This is a genomic window from Mycobacterium avium subsp. avium, from assembly GCF_009741445.1.
Classification (GTDB): domain Bacteria; phylum Actinomycetota; class Actinomycetes; order Mycobacteriales; family Mycobacteriaceae; genus Mycobacterium; species Mycobacterium avium.
Genome location: NZ_CP046507.1, coordinates 4,220,188 through 4,233,942 on the forward strand (window position 1 = coordinate 4,220,188; position 13,755 = coordinate 4,233,942).

18 protein-coding genes and 3 tRNA genes are annotated in these 13,755 nt (G+C 67.7%); 6 read left to right on the forward strand and 15 right to left on the reverse strand.

The features are described 5' to 3' along the window. Window positions 1–89: 89 nt before the first annotated feature. From rplK to MAA44156_RS19750, 11 genes are all read right to left on the reverse strand, one after another. Complete coding sequence (rplK, locus tag MAA44156_RS19700) at window positions 90–518, reverse strand: 50S ribosomal protein L11 (RefSeq protein WP_003873569.1); 429 nt, start codon at window positions 516–518, stop codon at window positions 90–92. A gap of 46 nt (window positions 519–564) precedes the next feature. Further along, the gene (gene nusG, locus MAA44156_RS19705) at window positions 565–1,335 is read right to left on the reverse strand and encodes a transcription termination/antitermination protein NusG (protein WP_003873570.1); all 771 of its coding nucleotides are present in this window, start codon (window positions 1,333–1,335) and stop codon (window positions 565–567) included. A 42-nt stretch (window positions 1,336–1,377) separates the two neighbouring features. After that, window positions 1,378–1,821, reverse strand: coding sequence for a preprotein translocase subunit SecE (gene secE, locus MAA44156_RS19710; protein ID WP_009979152.1), 444 nt, complete (start codon window positions 1,819–1,821; stop codon window positions 1,378–1,380). Between the two features lie 92 nt (window positions 1,822–1,913). Beyond that, a tRNA-Trp gene (locus MAA44156_RS19715) sits at window positions 1,914–1,986 on the reverse strand. Window positions 1,987–2,130: 144 nt separating this feature from the next. Further along, window positions 2,131–2,634, reverse strand: coding sequence for a (3R)-hydroxyacyl-ACP dehydratase subunit HadC (gene hadC, locus MAA44156_RS19720; protein WP_003879407.1), 504 nt, complete (start codon window positions 2,632–2,634; stop codon window positions 2,131–2,133). Window positions 2,635–2,637: 3 nt separating this feature from the next. Continuing rightward, a complete protein-coding gene (gene hadB / locus MAA44156_RS19725) occupies window positions 2,638–3,066 on the reverse strand; it encodes a (3R)-hydroxyacyl-ACP dehydratase subunit HadB (RefSeq protein WP_003879406.1) in 429 nt (142 codons plus the stop codon). Continuing rightward, window positions 3,053–3,505, reverse strand: coding sequence for a (3R)-hydroxyacyl-ACP dehydratase subunit HadA (gene hadA / locus MAA44156_RS19730; protein ID WP_003873574.1), 453 nt, complete (start codon window positions 3,503–3,505; stop codon window positions 3,053–3,055). Before hadA ends, hadB begins: the two co-directional genes overlap by 14 nt. 75 nt (window positions 3,506–3,580) lie before the next feature. Then, entirely contained in the window at window positions 3,581–3,748 is a 168-nt protein-coding gene (gene rpmG / locus MAA44156_RS19735) for a 50S ribosomal protein L33 (RefSeq protein WP_003873575.1), read from the reverse strand. Between the two features lie 45 nt (window positions 3,749–3,793). Continuing rightward, a tRNA-Met gene (locus MAA44156_RS19740) sits at window positions 3,794–3,867 on the reverse strand. Window positions 3,868–3,919: 52 nt separating this feature from the next. Further along, window positions 3,920–3,992, reverse strand: a tRNA-Thr gene (locus MAA44156_RS19745). Window positions 3,993–4,076: 84 nt separating this feature from the next. Continuing rightward, a complete protein-coding gene (locus MAA44156_RS19750; RefSeq protein WP_003873576.1) occupies window positions 4,077–4,283 on the reverse strand; it encodes a type II toxin-antitoxin system VapB family antitoxin in 207 nt (68 codons plus the stop codon). 124 nt (window positions 4,284–4,407) lie between these two features. Between MAA44156_RS19750 and MAA44156_RS19755 the strand changes: the two genes are divergently transcribed. The 5 genes from MAA44156_RS19755 (at window position 4,408) to MAA44156_RS19775 (ending at window position 9,632) form a co-directional block, all read left to right on the forward strand. Further along, window positions 4,408–5,121, forward strand: coding sequence for an MBL fold metallo-hydrolase (locus MAA44156_RS19755; RefSeq protein WP_009979155.1), 714 nt, complete (start codon window positions 4,408–4,410; stop codon window positions 5,119–5,121). A 70-nt stretch (window positions 5,122–5,191) separates the two neighbouring features. After that, window positions 5,192–6,025 carry a DUF8453 domain-containing protein gene (locus MAA44156_RS19760; protein WP_003873578.1) on the forward strand — a complete coding sequence of 278 codons (834 nt, stop codon included), beginning with the start codon at window positions 5,192–5,194 and terminating at the stop codon, window positions 6,023–6,025. A gap of 16 nt (window positions 6,026–6,041) precedes the next feature. Then, window positions 6,042–6,737 (forward strand): crotonase/enoyl-CoA hydratase family protein, encoded by a 696-nt coding sequence (locus MAA44156_RS19765; protein ID WP_009979156.1) that lies wholly within the window; start codon window positions 6,042–6,044, stop codon window positions 6,735–6,737. Between the two features lie 52 nt (window positions 6,738–6,789). After that, window positions 6,790–9,156, forward strand: coding sequence for a molybdopterin oxidoreductase family protein (locus tag MAA44156_RS19770; RefSeq protein ID WP_009979157.1), 2,367 nt, complete (start codon window positions 6,790–6,792; stop codon window positions 9,154–9,156). Continuing rightward, entirely contained in the window at window positions 9,153–9,632 is a 480-nt protein-coding gene (locus MAA44156_RS19775) for a hypothetical protein (RefSeq protein ID WP_009979159.1), read from the forward strand. Before MAA44156_RS19770 ends, MAA44156_RS19775 begins: the two co-directional genes overlap by 4 nt. A gap of 87 nt (window positions 9,633–9,719) precedes the next feature. Here the strand turns inward: MAA44156_RS19775 and MAA44156_RS19780 are convergent, their stop codons facing one another. The 4 genes from MAA44156_RS19780 to MAA44156_RS19795 all read right to left on the reverse strand — a co-directional run bounded on the left by MAA44156_RS19780 (window position 9,720) and on the right by MAA44156_RS19795 (window position 12,595). Further along, a complete protein-coding gene (locus MAA44156_RS19780) occupies window positions 9,720–10,742 on the reverse strand; it encodes a patatin-like phospholipase family protein (RefSeq protein ID WP_009979160.1) in 1,023 nt (340 codons plus the stop codon). Next, window positions 10,743–11,198 carry a cyanase gene (gene cynS / locus MAA44156_RS19785; RefSeq protein WP_003879402.1) on the reverse strand — a complete coding sequence of 152 codons (456 nt, stop codon included), beginning with the start codon at window positions 11,196–11,198 and terminating at the stop codon, window positions 10,743–10,745. A gap of 80 nt (window positions 11,199–11,278) precedes the next feature. Next, the gene (locus tag MAA44156_RS19790) at window positions 11,279–12,028 is read right to left on the reverse strand and encodes a class I SAM-dependent methyltransferase (protein WP_009979163.1); all 750 of its coding nucleotides are present in this window, start codon (window positions 12,026–12,028) and stop codon (window positions 11,279–11,281) included. A 51-nt stretch (window positions 12,029–12,079) separates the two neighbouring features. Continuing rightward, window positions 12,080–12,595 (reverse strand): nitroreductase family protein, encoded by a 516-nt coding sequence (locus MAA44156_RS19795; protein ID WP_011726109.1) that lies wholly within the window; start codon window positions 12,593–12,595, stop codon window positions 12,080–12,082. A gap of 262 nt (window positions 12,596–12,857) precedes the next feature. Here MAA44156_RS19795 and MAA44156_RS19800 point away from each other — a divergent pair, with 262 nt between their 5' ends. Beyond that, entirely contained in the window at window positions 12,858–13,724 is an 867-nt protein-coding gene (locus MAA44156_RS19800) for a cyclopropane mycolic acid synthase family methyltransferase (protein ID WP_003879399.1), read from the forward strand. Window positions 13,725–13,755: the final 31 nt, after the last annotated feature.

The window sequence follows — 13,755 nt, forward strand, 5'->3', positions numbered from 1 at the left end:
GGCCCTCCCACGGGGTTGTTTCTCGTCGAATAAGCCCTTCGCACTCCTACGCTGGGCCTCGTTCCTCGCCCCGCTCCGTCGTGCTCGGACTACTCGACGGTGATACCCATCGACCGGGCGGTGCCGGCGATGATCTTGGCCGCGGCGTCGATGTCGTTGGCGTTCAGGTCGGCCTTCTTGGTCTCGGCGATCTCCTTGACCTGGTCCCAGCTGACCTTGGCGACTTTGTTCTTGTGCGGCTCGGCCGAGCCCTTACCCACACCGGCGGCCTTGAGCAACAGCTTGGCCGCGGGCGGGGTCTTGAGCGCGAACGTGAAGCTGCGGTCCTCGTAGACGGTGATCTCGACGGGGATGACCTGGCCGCGCTGGTTCTCGGTGGCGGCGTTGTAGGCCTTGCAGAACTCCATGATGTTGACGCCGTGCTGACCGAGCGCGGGCCCGACCGGCGGCGCCGGGTTGGCCTGCCCCGCCTGGATCTGGAGCTTGATCAGCCCGACGACTTTCTTCTTCGGGGCCATGAGATGTTGTTGTCCTTCCTGGTTTGTGCCCGGCGCCGGCGCCGGTTCAGAGCTTGGAGACTTGGCTGAAGGTCAGTTCCACCGGCGTTTCGCGGCCGAAGATGGACACCAGCACCTTGAGCTTCTGCTGCTCGCCGTTGACCTCGCTGATGGTGGCCGGCAGGGTGGCGAACGGTCCGTCCATCACCGTCACCGACTCGCCCACCTCGTAGTCGACCTCGATGGCCGGACGCTCCAGGCCGCCCGCCTCGGCGGCGGCCGCGGTGCTGGCCGCACCCTTGGCGACCTTCTTCGTCGCGCCGCGCGGCAGCAGGAACTTCACCACGTCGTCGAGCGACAGCGCCGACGGGCGCGACGTCGCGCCGACGAACCCGGTGACCCCGGGCGTGTTGCGCACCGCGGCCCACGAGTCGTCGGTCAGATCCATCCGCACCAGGATGTAGCCGGGCAGCACCTTGCGGTTGACCTGCTTGCGCTGGCCGTTCTTGATCTCGGTGACCTCTTCGGTGGGCACCTCGACCTGGAAGATGTAGTCCCCGACGTCGAGGTTCTGCACCCGCGTTTCCAGGTTGGCTTTGACCTTGTTCTCGTATCCCGCGTAGGAGTGGATGACGTACCAGTCGCCGGGCTTGCTGCGCAGTTCGGCCTTGAGCGCGGCGGCCGGGTCGACCTCTTCCGCCGGTTCGCCCTGCGTCTCGGCCGACTCGGCGGCGTCCTCGGTGGTCTCGGCGGCCTCGTCGGCGGCCTCGGTGGCCTCGTCGGTCTCCCTCAGGTCGACCGCGTCACCCGCGGACGGGTCACCGTCGAAGGTAGTCACGGGTTGAGTCCTCTCTGTCACTTTCAAAGCGGCGTCACTCGCTCAGCCGAACACCAGCAGCACCAGCTTGGTCAGGCCGAAATCCGCCAGGCCGACCAGCGCCACCATGAAGGCCAGGAAGGCCAGCACGACGGAGGTGTAGGTGAGCATCTGCTTGCGGTTGGGCCAGATGACCTTCCGCATCTCTGCAACGACCTGCTTGAGGTAGTTGTAGACGAACACAAACGGGTTCGCCCGGGTGTCCGCGGATTTCTTCGGCTTCGCGGCCTTCTTGCGCTTGGCTTTCTCGGCTTTCTCCGGCGCGGAGACCTCGGCCTCGTCCGACGGCTCCGCGTCGGCGTCCCCCGCCGTCCGCTGCCGTGACCGCTTGCCGGTAGGGCGCTGCGGCCGCGTCACCACCGCGGTCCGGCCACCGCCGGCGCGGTCGTCCGTCGTGTCAGCGCCGTCGCTTGCGGCGTCGTTGGCAACGTCGCCTTCGTCGCTCACCGCATGCTCCTTTGTTTGCTAGTACCCCAAGAGCCGTCCCATCAGTGGCGGCATGTCTTCCAGTGTCCACCATGACACGGATCCCTGTTCAGCAGGGGCGACAGGACTTGAACCTGCAACCTGCGGTTTTGGAGACCGCTGCTCTGCCAGTTGAGCTACGCCCCTTCGCGGTTGGCAGGCCAACCTGCGCTTACCTACCGGGGCTTACATGACACGCGCGCCTCCCGATTGCTCGACTCACGGAAAGCGCGCTGATGCTGGGAAAACCCCGAGGCCCGAGTGTACATCGGAGCGGGAGTCAGATACCAATTACGCCGTTCTGACGACCTGGCCGGACTCGGAGTCCCAGCGCAGCTTCGCCGACTGGTCGCCGTTGAACTGACTCATCAGCGTGGTGTAGGCCTCCAGCACCAGCTCACCGTCGTCGTTGGTGCAGATGTTCTTGGTGACCACGATGTCGGCGCCGAACCGCTCGTCCACCGACACGATGTCCATCCGCGCCCACAGCTTGTCGCCGGCCTTGATCGGCTTGGAGAACACGAACCGCTGGTCGACCTGCACGATCACCAGCGTCTCCATGCCGATGTCGACGTGCCGGAAGAAATCCAGCTGGACCAGCTTGGCGAAAATGGTCGCGAAGGTCAGCGGCGCGATGATCGCGTCGTGGCCGAGTTCGGCGGCGGCGTCCTCGGAGAAGTGGGCCGGGTGGCGGTTCTTGACGGACAGGGCGAACTGACGCAGCTGTTCGCGCCCCACAACGAAGTAGTCGGGATAGCGCCAGATCATTCCCCGGATGTCTGTTTTGAGCGCCATGGCCTACGCAAGGATCGCGGACGCGATGGCCCTACCGAAGATCTTCTTGCCGCCCGTGGTGGCCGTCAGCGCGATGGTGACCGACTTGGTCTCCGGGTCCGCCGACTTCACCCGGCCGTTGAACACCAGCTCGGCGCCCTTGCCGTCGTTGGGCACCGGCACCACGGCGGTGAACCGCACGTTGTATTCGGTGACCGCGCCCGGGTCGCCGATCCACGCGGTGACGTAGCCCCCGCCGATGCCCATGGTCAGCATGCCGTGCGCGATCGCGGTGTCCAGGCCGACGACCTTGGCCATCTCGTCGTCCCAGTGGATCGGGTTCAGGTCGCCGGACACCCCCGCGTAATTCACCAGATCCTGACGGGTCAGCGGGTAGACCTTCTCCGGAAGCAGGTCACCCACCTTCACGGAGCTGAACTCACGCAGTGGCATCAGTAAATCCCTCTTCTCCATCCTCGCCGGCACGGCCCGCCAGGGTCGTGTAGGTCTCTTGCACGACGTCACCGGCCTCGTTGGTGATGACATTCTTGGTGACGATGATCTGGGTGCCGTGCGACACCCGCACCGAGTCCACGTAGACGTCGCAGTAGAGCTTGTCGCCCGCCACCAGCGGGGCGTAGAACTTCAACACCTGGTCCACCTGGACGATCTGGGCGTCCTTCACCGCGATGTTGGCGTGCTTGAAAAACGACGACTGCGCCATGTAGCCGAAGACGCAGACAAACGTGAGCGGGGCCAGCAGGCCCTTGTAGCCGAGCTCGGAGGCCGCCTTCTCCTCGAAGTACCACGCGTCGTCGTTCTGCACGGCGACCGCGTACTCGCGGATCTTCTCCCGCTCCACCTCGTAATGGTCGGGGTAGCGGTAGTGCATCCCGACGAGGTTTGTGGTTAACGGCACGGTTCTTAAACTACCTAGTCAATCGGAGTGAACGCGCGCGGCCGGCCGCTAGCGTGTCTCCCGATGCGCCTGGTGCTTACCGCAGTTGGGGCAGTACTTCTTCAGCTCCAGTCGGTCCGGGTCGTTCCGGCGGTTTTTCTTGGTGATGTAGTTGCGGTGCTTGCACACCTCGCACGCCAAGGTGATTTTCGGCCGTACGTCGGTACTGGAAGCCATGACGGTTCTGCCTCGATTCGTGAAAAAATCCGTGCTGTTGGGTTGTAGCGATGGCCGGACTCGAACCGGCGACCTAACGATTATGAGTCGTTCGCTCTAACCGACTGAGCTACATCGCCTCTGGCCACCCCTTTTGGGGTCGGGGCCGCCACGCCTGCTCGGCGTCCGCCGAGCCCCCTAACGGAATCGAACCGTTGACCCTTTCCTTACCATGGAAACGCTCTACCGACTGAGCTAAGGGGGCCGTTCACCCGAAGCGACCAGTCGCGCGGGCCTAGAAGAGGGTACAGCCTGGTTCGCAGCGGCACCAAACCACGCCGGATGCCGATCAGCCGCTTTCGGCGTTCCGCCGAGGCTGCCAGGCGCTGAGGTCGCTGAACTCGTCGTACTCGTCTTCGGATGCGACGGAATCGCCCTCGTGCAGCAGGGTCCGCAACGCGAGATTGACGGCCTCGCGGGCGTCGGCGAGATGGAAGCGGCGGATCGCCTCATCGACCAATTCGAGGTCGACCTCGATTTCAACCTTCTTCCTCATGCGGCAACAATACCCACTGACCACCCGCCGAAGCCGTTGCTGGCAAGCCGTGTGCGGCAAAGTCCGGCCGGCCGAATCCGCAAGGGGTGGCGGGCCACCCGCGGCCGCGTCATAGTCTGGTCAGGTGTCCGACGACCGGCTGTACTTTCGCCAACTGCTCTCCGGTCGCGACTTCGCCGCCGGCGACATGTTCGCGACGCAGATGCGCAACTTCGCCTACCTGATCGGTGACCGGCAGACCGGGGACTGCGTGGTGGTCGACCCCGCCTACGCCGCCTCCGACCTGCTCGACACGCTCGAGGCCGACGGCATGCACCTGTCCGGCGTGCTGGTGACCCATCACCACCCCGACCACGTGGGCGGCTCGATGATGGGGTTCACGCTGGCGGGCCTGGCCGAACTGCTGGAGCGGGCGCCGGTGCCGGTGCACGTCAATAGCCATGAGGCGCTGTGGGTTTCGCGGGTCACCGGGATCAGCGCAAGCGACCTGACCGCCCACGAGAACCACGACAAGGTCAGCGTCGGCGACATCGAGATCGAGTTGCTGCACACCCCCGGTCACACGCCGGGCAGCCAGTGCTTCCTGCTGGACGGCCGGCTGGTCGCCGGGGACACGCTGTTCCTGGAGGGCTGCGGGCGCACCGACTTTCCCGGCGGCGACTCCGACGAGATGTACCGCAGCCTGCAACGGCTGGCGAAGCTTCCCGGGGACCCGACGGTGTTTCCCGGGCACTGGTACTCGGCCGAGCCGAGCGCCTCGCTGTCGGAGGTGAAGCGGTCCAACTACGTCTACCGGGCCTCCGACCTTGACCAATGGCGGATGCTGATGGGCGGCTGAGCCGTCCGGTGATCGCTCGATCGTGATCACCCCGCGGCCGGCCCTGTGATATAAGCGGAGGGTGGATTCCATGGGTTGGATCCAGGACAGCTGGCATGGGGTCACGCACGTCGGGTCCAGCACCTGGATCGCGTGGGCAGCATGGGCGGCGATCGCGCTCGCCGTCATCACGCTGATCTTCACCAACAGCCAGATCGCCCGCAATCGCCGGGCGGCCGCCGAGCAGACCCGCCCGCACGTCGCGATGTTCATGGAGCCGCACCCGGCCGACTGGCACGTCATCGAACTGGTGGTCCGCAACTTCGGCCAGACCGCTGCCTACGACATCGAATTCTCCTTCGACAATCCGCCCACCGTGGCCGAATACGAGAGCGCCACCGACGGCTACGCCGACGTCGTCGAACTGCGGCTGCCCCGCCAGCTGCCGGTGCTGGCGCCCGGCCAGGAGTGGCGCACGGTGTGGGACTCCGCGCTGGACCGCGCCGAGATCGGCAGCGGCATCGAATCCCGCTTCACCGGCACGGTCACCTACTACGACCGGCCCGCGCCGGCCGGCGGCCGGCGGTTCTGGCAGCGGGAACGCACGCCGCTGCACACCGACGTCGTGCTGGACTGGGACGCCCTGCCGCCCGTGCAGCGCATCGAGTTGATGACCACCCACGACCTGGCCAAGCGGGAGAAGGAAAAGCTGGAGCTGCTGCGCGGGCTGCTCACCTACTTCCACTACGCCAGCAAGGAAACCCGTCCCGAGGTGTTCCGCAGCGAGATCGAACGGATCAACGCCGCGGTCCGGGAAACCCAAGACAGGTGGCGCAGCCGCCAACTCGACGAACCCACCGATGTCAGCCTGCGCTGGAGCAACGCCGAAGACGACCTGGGCAAGCACCACAGCCAGCCGGCGTGACGGCAAGGAGCAACTCATGAGCGGCCCGGTCCACTACAGCACCAAGGGCCCCGTCGCCGTCATCAGGATGGACGACGGCAAGGTCAACGCGTTGGGCCCGACCATGCAGCAGGCCCTGGGCGAGGCCATCGACCGGGCCGAGGCGGACAACGCCGGGGCGCTGGTGATCACCGGCAACGAGCGGGTGTTCAGCGGCGGCTTCGACCTGAAGATCCTCACGTCCGGCGAGGTGCAGCCCGCGGTCAACATGCTGCGCGGCGGGTTCGAGCTGGCCTATCGCCTGCTGTCGTATCCCAAGCCGGTGGTGATGGCCTGCACCGGGCACGCCATCGCGATGGGCGCGTTCCTGTTGTCGTCGGGCGATCACCGGGTGGCCGCGCACGCCTACAACATCCAGGCCAACGAGGTCGCGATCGGCATGGTCATCCCGTATGCCGCGATGGAGATCATGAAGCTGCGGCTCACGCCGTCGGCCTACCAGCAGGCCAGCGGGCTGGCCAAGACGTTCTTCGGTGAAACCGCTTTGGCCGCAGGCTTTGTCGACGAGATCGTGCTGCCCGAGGTGGTGGTCGACCGCGCCGAGGAGGCCGCCGCCGAATTCGCCGAGCTGAACCAGCGCGCCCACGCCGCCACCAAGTTGCGGGCCCGCGCCGACGCGCTGGCGGCCATCCGCGCCGGGATCGACGGCATCGAAGCCGAATTCGGCCTGTAGGCCCGGAGCGTATTTCGGCGTTTCGGCCGCAACGACCGGGGAAGTCACCGGTGTGGCAACAGATCGCATCGCGAACCCGTGGGGGACGCGCACACCCTATGCGCCCGGCACCCGATGGCCGGAACGCATCGACACCTATCTGGCCGACGGGGTCACCGCCGAGTCGGTGGACCGCTGGGTGCAATCGGCGGCGGTATTGCATTCCAACGGCGACGGTTTGGACATCGCCGTCAAGGACGGGCGGATCGTGGGGGTGCGCGGGCGCGCCGTCGACCGGGTCAACCACGGCCGGCTCGATCCCAAGGATCTGTTCGGCTGGCAGGCCAACGCCTCCGCCGACCGGCTCACCACGCCGCTGCTCCGGGTGCGCGGCGCGTTGCGGCCGTGCGACTGGGACACCGCGATGGAGCGGATCGTCGCGCGCAGCCGCGAACTGCTGGACCGCCACGGCCCCAGCTCGATCGGCTTCTACACCTCCGGGCAGTTGTTCGCCGAGGAGTACTACACCCAGGCGGCCATCGCGCACGGGGCGATCGGCACCAACCACGTCGACGGCAACACCCGGCTGTGCACCGCGACGGCCGCCGAGGCGTTGAAGGAATCGTTCGGCTGCGACGGCCAGCCCGGGTCCTACACCGACGTGGACCACGCCGACGTCATCGCGCTGTTCGGGCACAACGTCGCCGAGACGCAGACCGTGCTGTGGGCGCGGATGCTGGACCGGCTGGCCGGCAGCGACCCGCCGGCCATCGTCTGCGTCGACCCCCGGCTGACGCCGGTCGCCCGGCACGCCACCGTGCACCTGGCGCCGCTGCCGGGCACCAACGTGGCGCTGATGAACGGCCTGCTGCACGAGATCATCGGCAACGGCTGGATCGATCGGGACTACATCGACGCGCACAGCGTGGGTTTCGACGAATTACAATGCAGGGTAAGCGAATTCACGCCCGAGTGGGTGGCCGAGATCTGCGGTGTGGCCGCCACGGACCTCCGGCGGGCCGCCCGGCTGATCGGCACCGCGCAGCGGCTACTGTCCACCGTGCTGCAGGGTTTCTACCAGTCGCACCAGGCCACCGCGGCGGCCGTGCCGGTCAACAACATTCACCTGGTGCGCGGCATGCTGGGCAGGCCCGGCTGCGGGGTGCTGCAGATGAACGGACAGCCGACCGCGGAGAGTACCCGCGAGTGCGGCGCCGACGGCGACCTGGCCGGTTTCCGTAACTGGTCCAACGACTCCCACGTCGCCGAGTTGGCGGACCTGTGGAATCTCGAGCCGCTGCAGATCCCGCACTACGGTCCGCCCACGCACGCCATGCAGATGTTCCGCTTCGCCGAGGAGGGGACGCTGCGCATGCTGTGGGTGACCGCCACCAACCCCGCGGTGTCGCTGCCGGAGTTGCCGCGCATCCGCGACATCCTGTCGCAGCAGCGGCTGTTCCTCGTCGTCCAGGACATCTTCTTGACCGAGACCGCCGCGCTGGCCGACGTGGTGTTGCCGGCCGCGGCGTGGGCGGAGAAGACGGGCACCTTCACCAACGCCGACCGCACGGTGCACCTGTCCGAAAAGGCCGTGGAGCCACCGGGTTCCGCGCGTTCGGACTTGGAGATCTTCCTGGACTACGCGCGCCGGATGGATTTCCGCGACAAGGACGGCCGGCCGTTTCCGCCGTGGACCGATCCGGAGTCGGCGTTCGAGGCGTGGAAGAAATGCAGCGCGGGCCGACCGTGCGACTACACCGGCTTGAGCTACGCGAAGCTGCGTGGCGGTAGCGGCATCCAATGGCCGTGCAACACAGATCATCCCGACGGTATCGAGGGGCTGTATGAGGATGGGAGATTTCCGGCCGCGCCCGACTACTGCGAGGCGTACGGCAAGGACCTGATCACGGGCGCCCCGCTGCAGCCCGACGAGTACCGCTCGCTGAACCCGTCCGGCAAGGCCATCATCAAGGCGGCGCAATACCTGCCCCCGCACGAGCGGCCCGGCCCGGATTACCCGTTCGCGCTGATCACCGGCCGCACTATCTACCACTTTCACACCCGCACGAAAACGGCTCGGGCCCAACAGCTTCAGGATGCCGCGCCCGAGGTGTGGGTGGAGGTCTCCGAACGCGACGCGCGCCGCCTGGGCATCGAGGCCGGCGATCTGGTGCACGTGAGCACTCCGCGCGGCCGAATCACCTGCGCCGCGCGCGTCGGCGGCATCCGCGACGGGGTGCTGTTCGTGCCCTTCCACTACGGCTACTGGGACCGGGATGGCGGGGATCATCAACGGGCCGGCAACGAACTCACGGTGACCGACTGGGACCCGGCGTCCAAGCAGCCGAGCTTCAAAACGGCCGCAGCCCGGCTCGACATGGCCCCGACCCACACGGCGGCGCCGGTGAGCGAGGCCGTCGCGGCCGGGAGCCCGTCATGAAACTGAGGCTGGCGATCCGCGAACTGCACCGCTCCGAACGCAAGCTGGCCCACCAACTGACCGTGATGGCCGCCCGGCACCACAGCGACCAGGACATCTGCCACCTGGCCCGCGACCTGGCCGGCTGGTCGCACCGGCACCTCGGCGAGCTCGCGCGGCACGGCCGCCACTACGGTCTGCGGCTGTCCGCCGATCCGCACACCGCTGCGCGCACCGGTGTCGTGCAGCAGCGGATCAGCGGTCTGCTGCGGCACCGGCCGGAACCCGGGCTGGTGCTGCTGGCCGACCTGCGCCGGATCCACCGGCTGGCCGCCGGCGTGTCGCTGGACTGGGAGCTGCTGGCCCAAGGTGCGCAGGCGGCCAAAGATGCCGAGCTGCTGGGCCTGGCGTCGCGCTGTCACCCCGAGACGCTGCGCCAGATGCGTTGGGCCAACGCGATGCTCAAGGAGCTTTCGCCGCAGGTGTTGATGAACTGAGAGGCGAACGCGGTGGCCGCTGCTCGCCGCCACCGCGTTGCTCGCCTCCTCGCCGCCAGTGTGGCACGTGCGCGCCGGGCCGTCACTTCACCCGCGCCCGCCCGGATACCGGAACCGGTCCAGGTAGGCCTGCCAGTCCCAGGTCGACAGGAACGCCTGGGCGGCCGCGTAGCCGCTGTCGTACAGCTCTTCCAGGCGAGACCTGGGGACGTCGAAGTCGAGCACGCCGACGTTCGTCGATTCCACCGCGATGGCTCGGGCGGCGACCCACGGCTGGCTGAGATGGGTCTGGTCGTGGCCGGCCAGCATGGTGATCAGCAGGCTTTCCAACAGCGCCGTCTGCGGCAAGAAGCGCAGCGGTTTCAGGGCCGGCATCACCGCACCGATGCCCTCGGTGGGGCTCGGCATGACCGTGATCCCGAAGGTGGGCCAGCGCGGCGCCCGGCCGTCGGGCCGGTCGAAGGTGTCGATCGGGAAATTCGACAACACCCCGCCGTCGACCAGGGTGCAGGCGGTCCCGTCGGCTCTGGCCAGCTTGACCGGCCGGTAGAAGAACGGGATGGCCATCGAGGCGCGCACCGCGTCGGCCACCGGCTGCTCGTCGGGGTCCAGGCCGTAGAGCCGCCGGTAGTCCCACGGCAGCCGCACCAGCTGGGCCGCGGTGACGTCGGCCACGGTGACCACCAGCCGGCGGCGGCGCTCGTCGGGCAGATCGTCGCCGTCGAAGACAAGGTCGCCGAAGGTGCTGACCCCGAAGTTCTTCAGCTCGCTGCGAATCCAGTCGTGCGCGACGTCGCCGCGGTACATGCTGGTGTCCCGCGCCAGCCCCCACGCCGCACCCAGATAGGGCACCGGCCCGGCGTCGCGCCATTTGTGCAGCGGGACGGAGAAGGCGAGTTCCTTGACCTGCGCGCCGGTCAGCTCGCCGGCGTGGCAGCCGGCCGCCAGGATCGCCGCCACCACCGAGCCGGCCGAGACCCCGGAGACCCTTTTGATCGAATAGCCGGCATCCATCAGCGCCACGATGGCACCCACCAGACCGATGAACTTGACGCCGCCGCCGGAGAGCACCAGGTCCACCGGCTTCGCCGGCTCCATCTTGGACGTCACCTACTGCTCCGATGAAACCCATTGGTAGGGAAGGAATTTCCCGTCGAAGGTGACCACCACCCGGTCTCCGGACGGGTGTGGTTTCTTCTGCAGATCGACACTGAAGTTGATCGCGCTCATGATGCCGTCGCCGAACTGCTCGGCGATCACCTCTTTGAGGGCGCCGCCGTAGACCTGCAGGGCTTCGTAGAAGCGGTAGATGGTGGGGTCGGTCGGCACGGCGGTGGGCAGGCCGCCGCGCATCGGCGGCGCCGCCAGCACCGGCACCGCCGACTCGTCGAGGCCCAGCTTGTCGACGAGGATCCGGCCCAGCTCGGCCGGTATCGGGTGCTGTCCGAGCAGCGCCGAGGTGGTCCACAGCAGCGGGCGGCCGATGGCGTCGGCCAGCTCCTGCCAGGTCAGCCCCTTGGCCAGCCGGGCGACGACGATCTGTTCGGTGAGTTGGTTTCTCGTCATGCGTCCCAGCATGCACGCCGCGTCGGGGGGTAGCCATAATCCGTTCCATGGCCGAGCCGGTTGACCCGCTGCTGTTCTGACTATTCGGGTTTCGTGGCGGTGACGATCCGCGTCGAAAACCAGGGGCCGCCGTACCACATCCGCCAGCCGAGGTTGCGCCGCCGCACGTTGCGCCAGCCCAGCTCACGCAGCCGGGCCGCGTGCTGACGCGTCTCCCACAGATCCGCGATGGCCAGCCGGCCACCCGGCCGCAGCACCCGCACCGCTTCGTGGAGCGCCTGGCGCCGGCCGGCGCGCGTCGGAATGTTGTGGATCGCGAGGTTGCTCACCACCACGTCGACGCTCTCGTCGGCCAGGGGCAGCGCGGTCATGTCGGCGGTGTGCAGCTCGACGCGGTCGGCGACGCCCTCGGCCGCCGCGTTGGCCAGCGTGGCCTGCTCGGAGTTGTCCGTCTGGTCCGCCTGCCACAGGTCGACGCCGATCGCCCGGCCCCGCGGCAACCGCTTGGCCGCGGCCAGCAACACCGCACCCCGACCGCAGCCCAGATCGAGCAGGGTTTCGTCGCCGGCGAGCCGCAGATCGCTCAGAATCCGGTCCCACACAACGAATTTCCCGGCCCGCGTCGCGTAGATGTACAACGCGGTGTTGGCCGCGATGCCGGCGCTCGACAGCGCGGCCAGCGCGGCCCTGCGCCGCTTGCCGCGCGCCCAGCTGATCCCGGCCCACACCGCCAGGCCGGCGGCCTGGGCGCCGATGCCTATCGCCTGCGCGCGTGCCGAGACCGTGTGAAAGGACCCGTCGACTCCGTATTCGCCCCGGTGGTCATGCACGCCTATCAGCTTACGACTCGACAAGGCGCCGAACGTTTTTCGGCTGCGCGCTCACCAACGGCCGCGGTGCACGACCTCGGTGAACGGCCGGCGGTTCGGCTTGCGGATCGGGGTGAGCGGGCGATCGGCGGGATAGCCCACCCCGAGTAGGAACGCCACCAGATGACCGTCGGGCACGCCGAGGATGGCGCGCGCCTTGTCCTGATCCCCCACCGACGAATGCCCGGCCCCGATGCCCAGGTCTGTGGCCGCGATCATCATCGCCATGGTGGCCTGGCCGACGTCGTAGTTGTCGGTGACCAGCCGGCGCTCGTCGGGCGGCTCGGGCACCACGATCGCGATCGCCGCCGGCGCCCCGGCGATGTGGCCGGCGCCCCGCCACACCGTGGACAGCTCCTGCAGCTGGGTCCGGTCGGTGACGATGACGAAGTCCCACGGCTGCCGGTTCTTCGCCGACGGCGCGCGCCAGCCGGCCTCCACGATGCGGTCCAGATCCTCCCCGGCAATCGCCCGCGGCTGGTACTCCCGCACATTGCGTCGCGCACAGATCGCGTCCCAAGCTTCCATGAAGCGTCCTTCCAGTGACTGTTCTCCCTGCTCAACCCGCGTAGGATGGCGTGAATTCCCGGATGGCGTTGGCGCGGTCGCCCGCCGTCCGGCGCGACAAACGTGGGTAGACGGGTGCGGGCGCAGCCAAACACCCTGGCCCACAAATCAACACTCATCGCCCGGTTAGACGATGTGGAACCGGGGAAGCCGAGGTGAACCGACTCACCGGCCCGTTCGTGACAACCCCAATGGCCCCGAGTCAGAAAGGCGAGTAGCCGCCGTGGCAGAGAATCTGACACCGCACTTCGAAGAGGTACAGGCCCACTACGACTTGTCCGACGACTTCTTCCGGCTGTTCCTCGACCCCACCATGACCTACAGCTGCGCCTATTGGGATCGCAACCGCGACATCTCGCTGGAGGAGGCGCAGCTACGCAAGATCGACCTGTCACTGGGCAAGCTGGGGCTGCGGCCCGGGATGACGCTGCTCGACGTGGGCTGCGGCTGGGGCGCCACCATGCGCCGCGCCGTCGAGAACTACGACGTCAACGTCATCGGCCTGACCCTGTCCCGGCACCAGGCCGCCCACGTGCAGCAGCTGCTCGACGCGATGGACACCCCGCGCAGCAGGCGGGTGCTGCTGCACGGCTGGGAGGAGTTCGACGAGCCGGTCGACCGAATCGTCTCCATCGGCGCGTTCGAGCATTTCGGCTACGACCGCTACGACGACTTCTTCGCGACCGCCTACCGGGTACTGCCCGACGACGGGGTGATGCTGCTGCACACCATCACCATGCTGACCCCGGAGCAGATCGTGGAGCGCGGCCTGCCGCTCACCGAGGAGCAGACCAGCTTCAACGAATTCATCGCCACCGAGATCTTCCCCGGCGGGCAGCTGCCGGCCATCGAGGTCGTGGAGTTCCACTCCTCGAAGATGGGGTTCACCCTCAAACGCCGGCAGTCCCTGCAGCTGCACTACGCCCGCACGCTCGACCACTGGGCCGATGCGTTGCGCGCGCACCACAGCGAGGCCGTCGCGATCCAGTCCGAAGAGGTCTACCAGCGCTACATGAGGTATCTGACCGGCTGCGCCGACGCGTTCCGGGCCGGCTACATCGACGTCAACCAGTTCACGCTGGCCAAGTAACCCCCGCCCGTCGGTGCCCGGGTTTATCGTG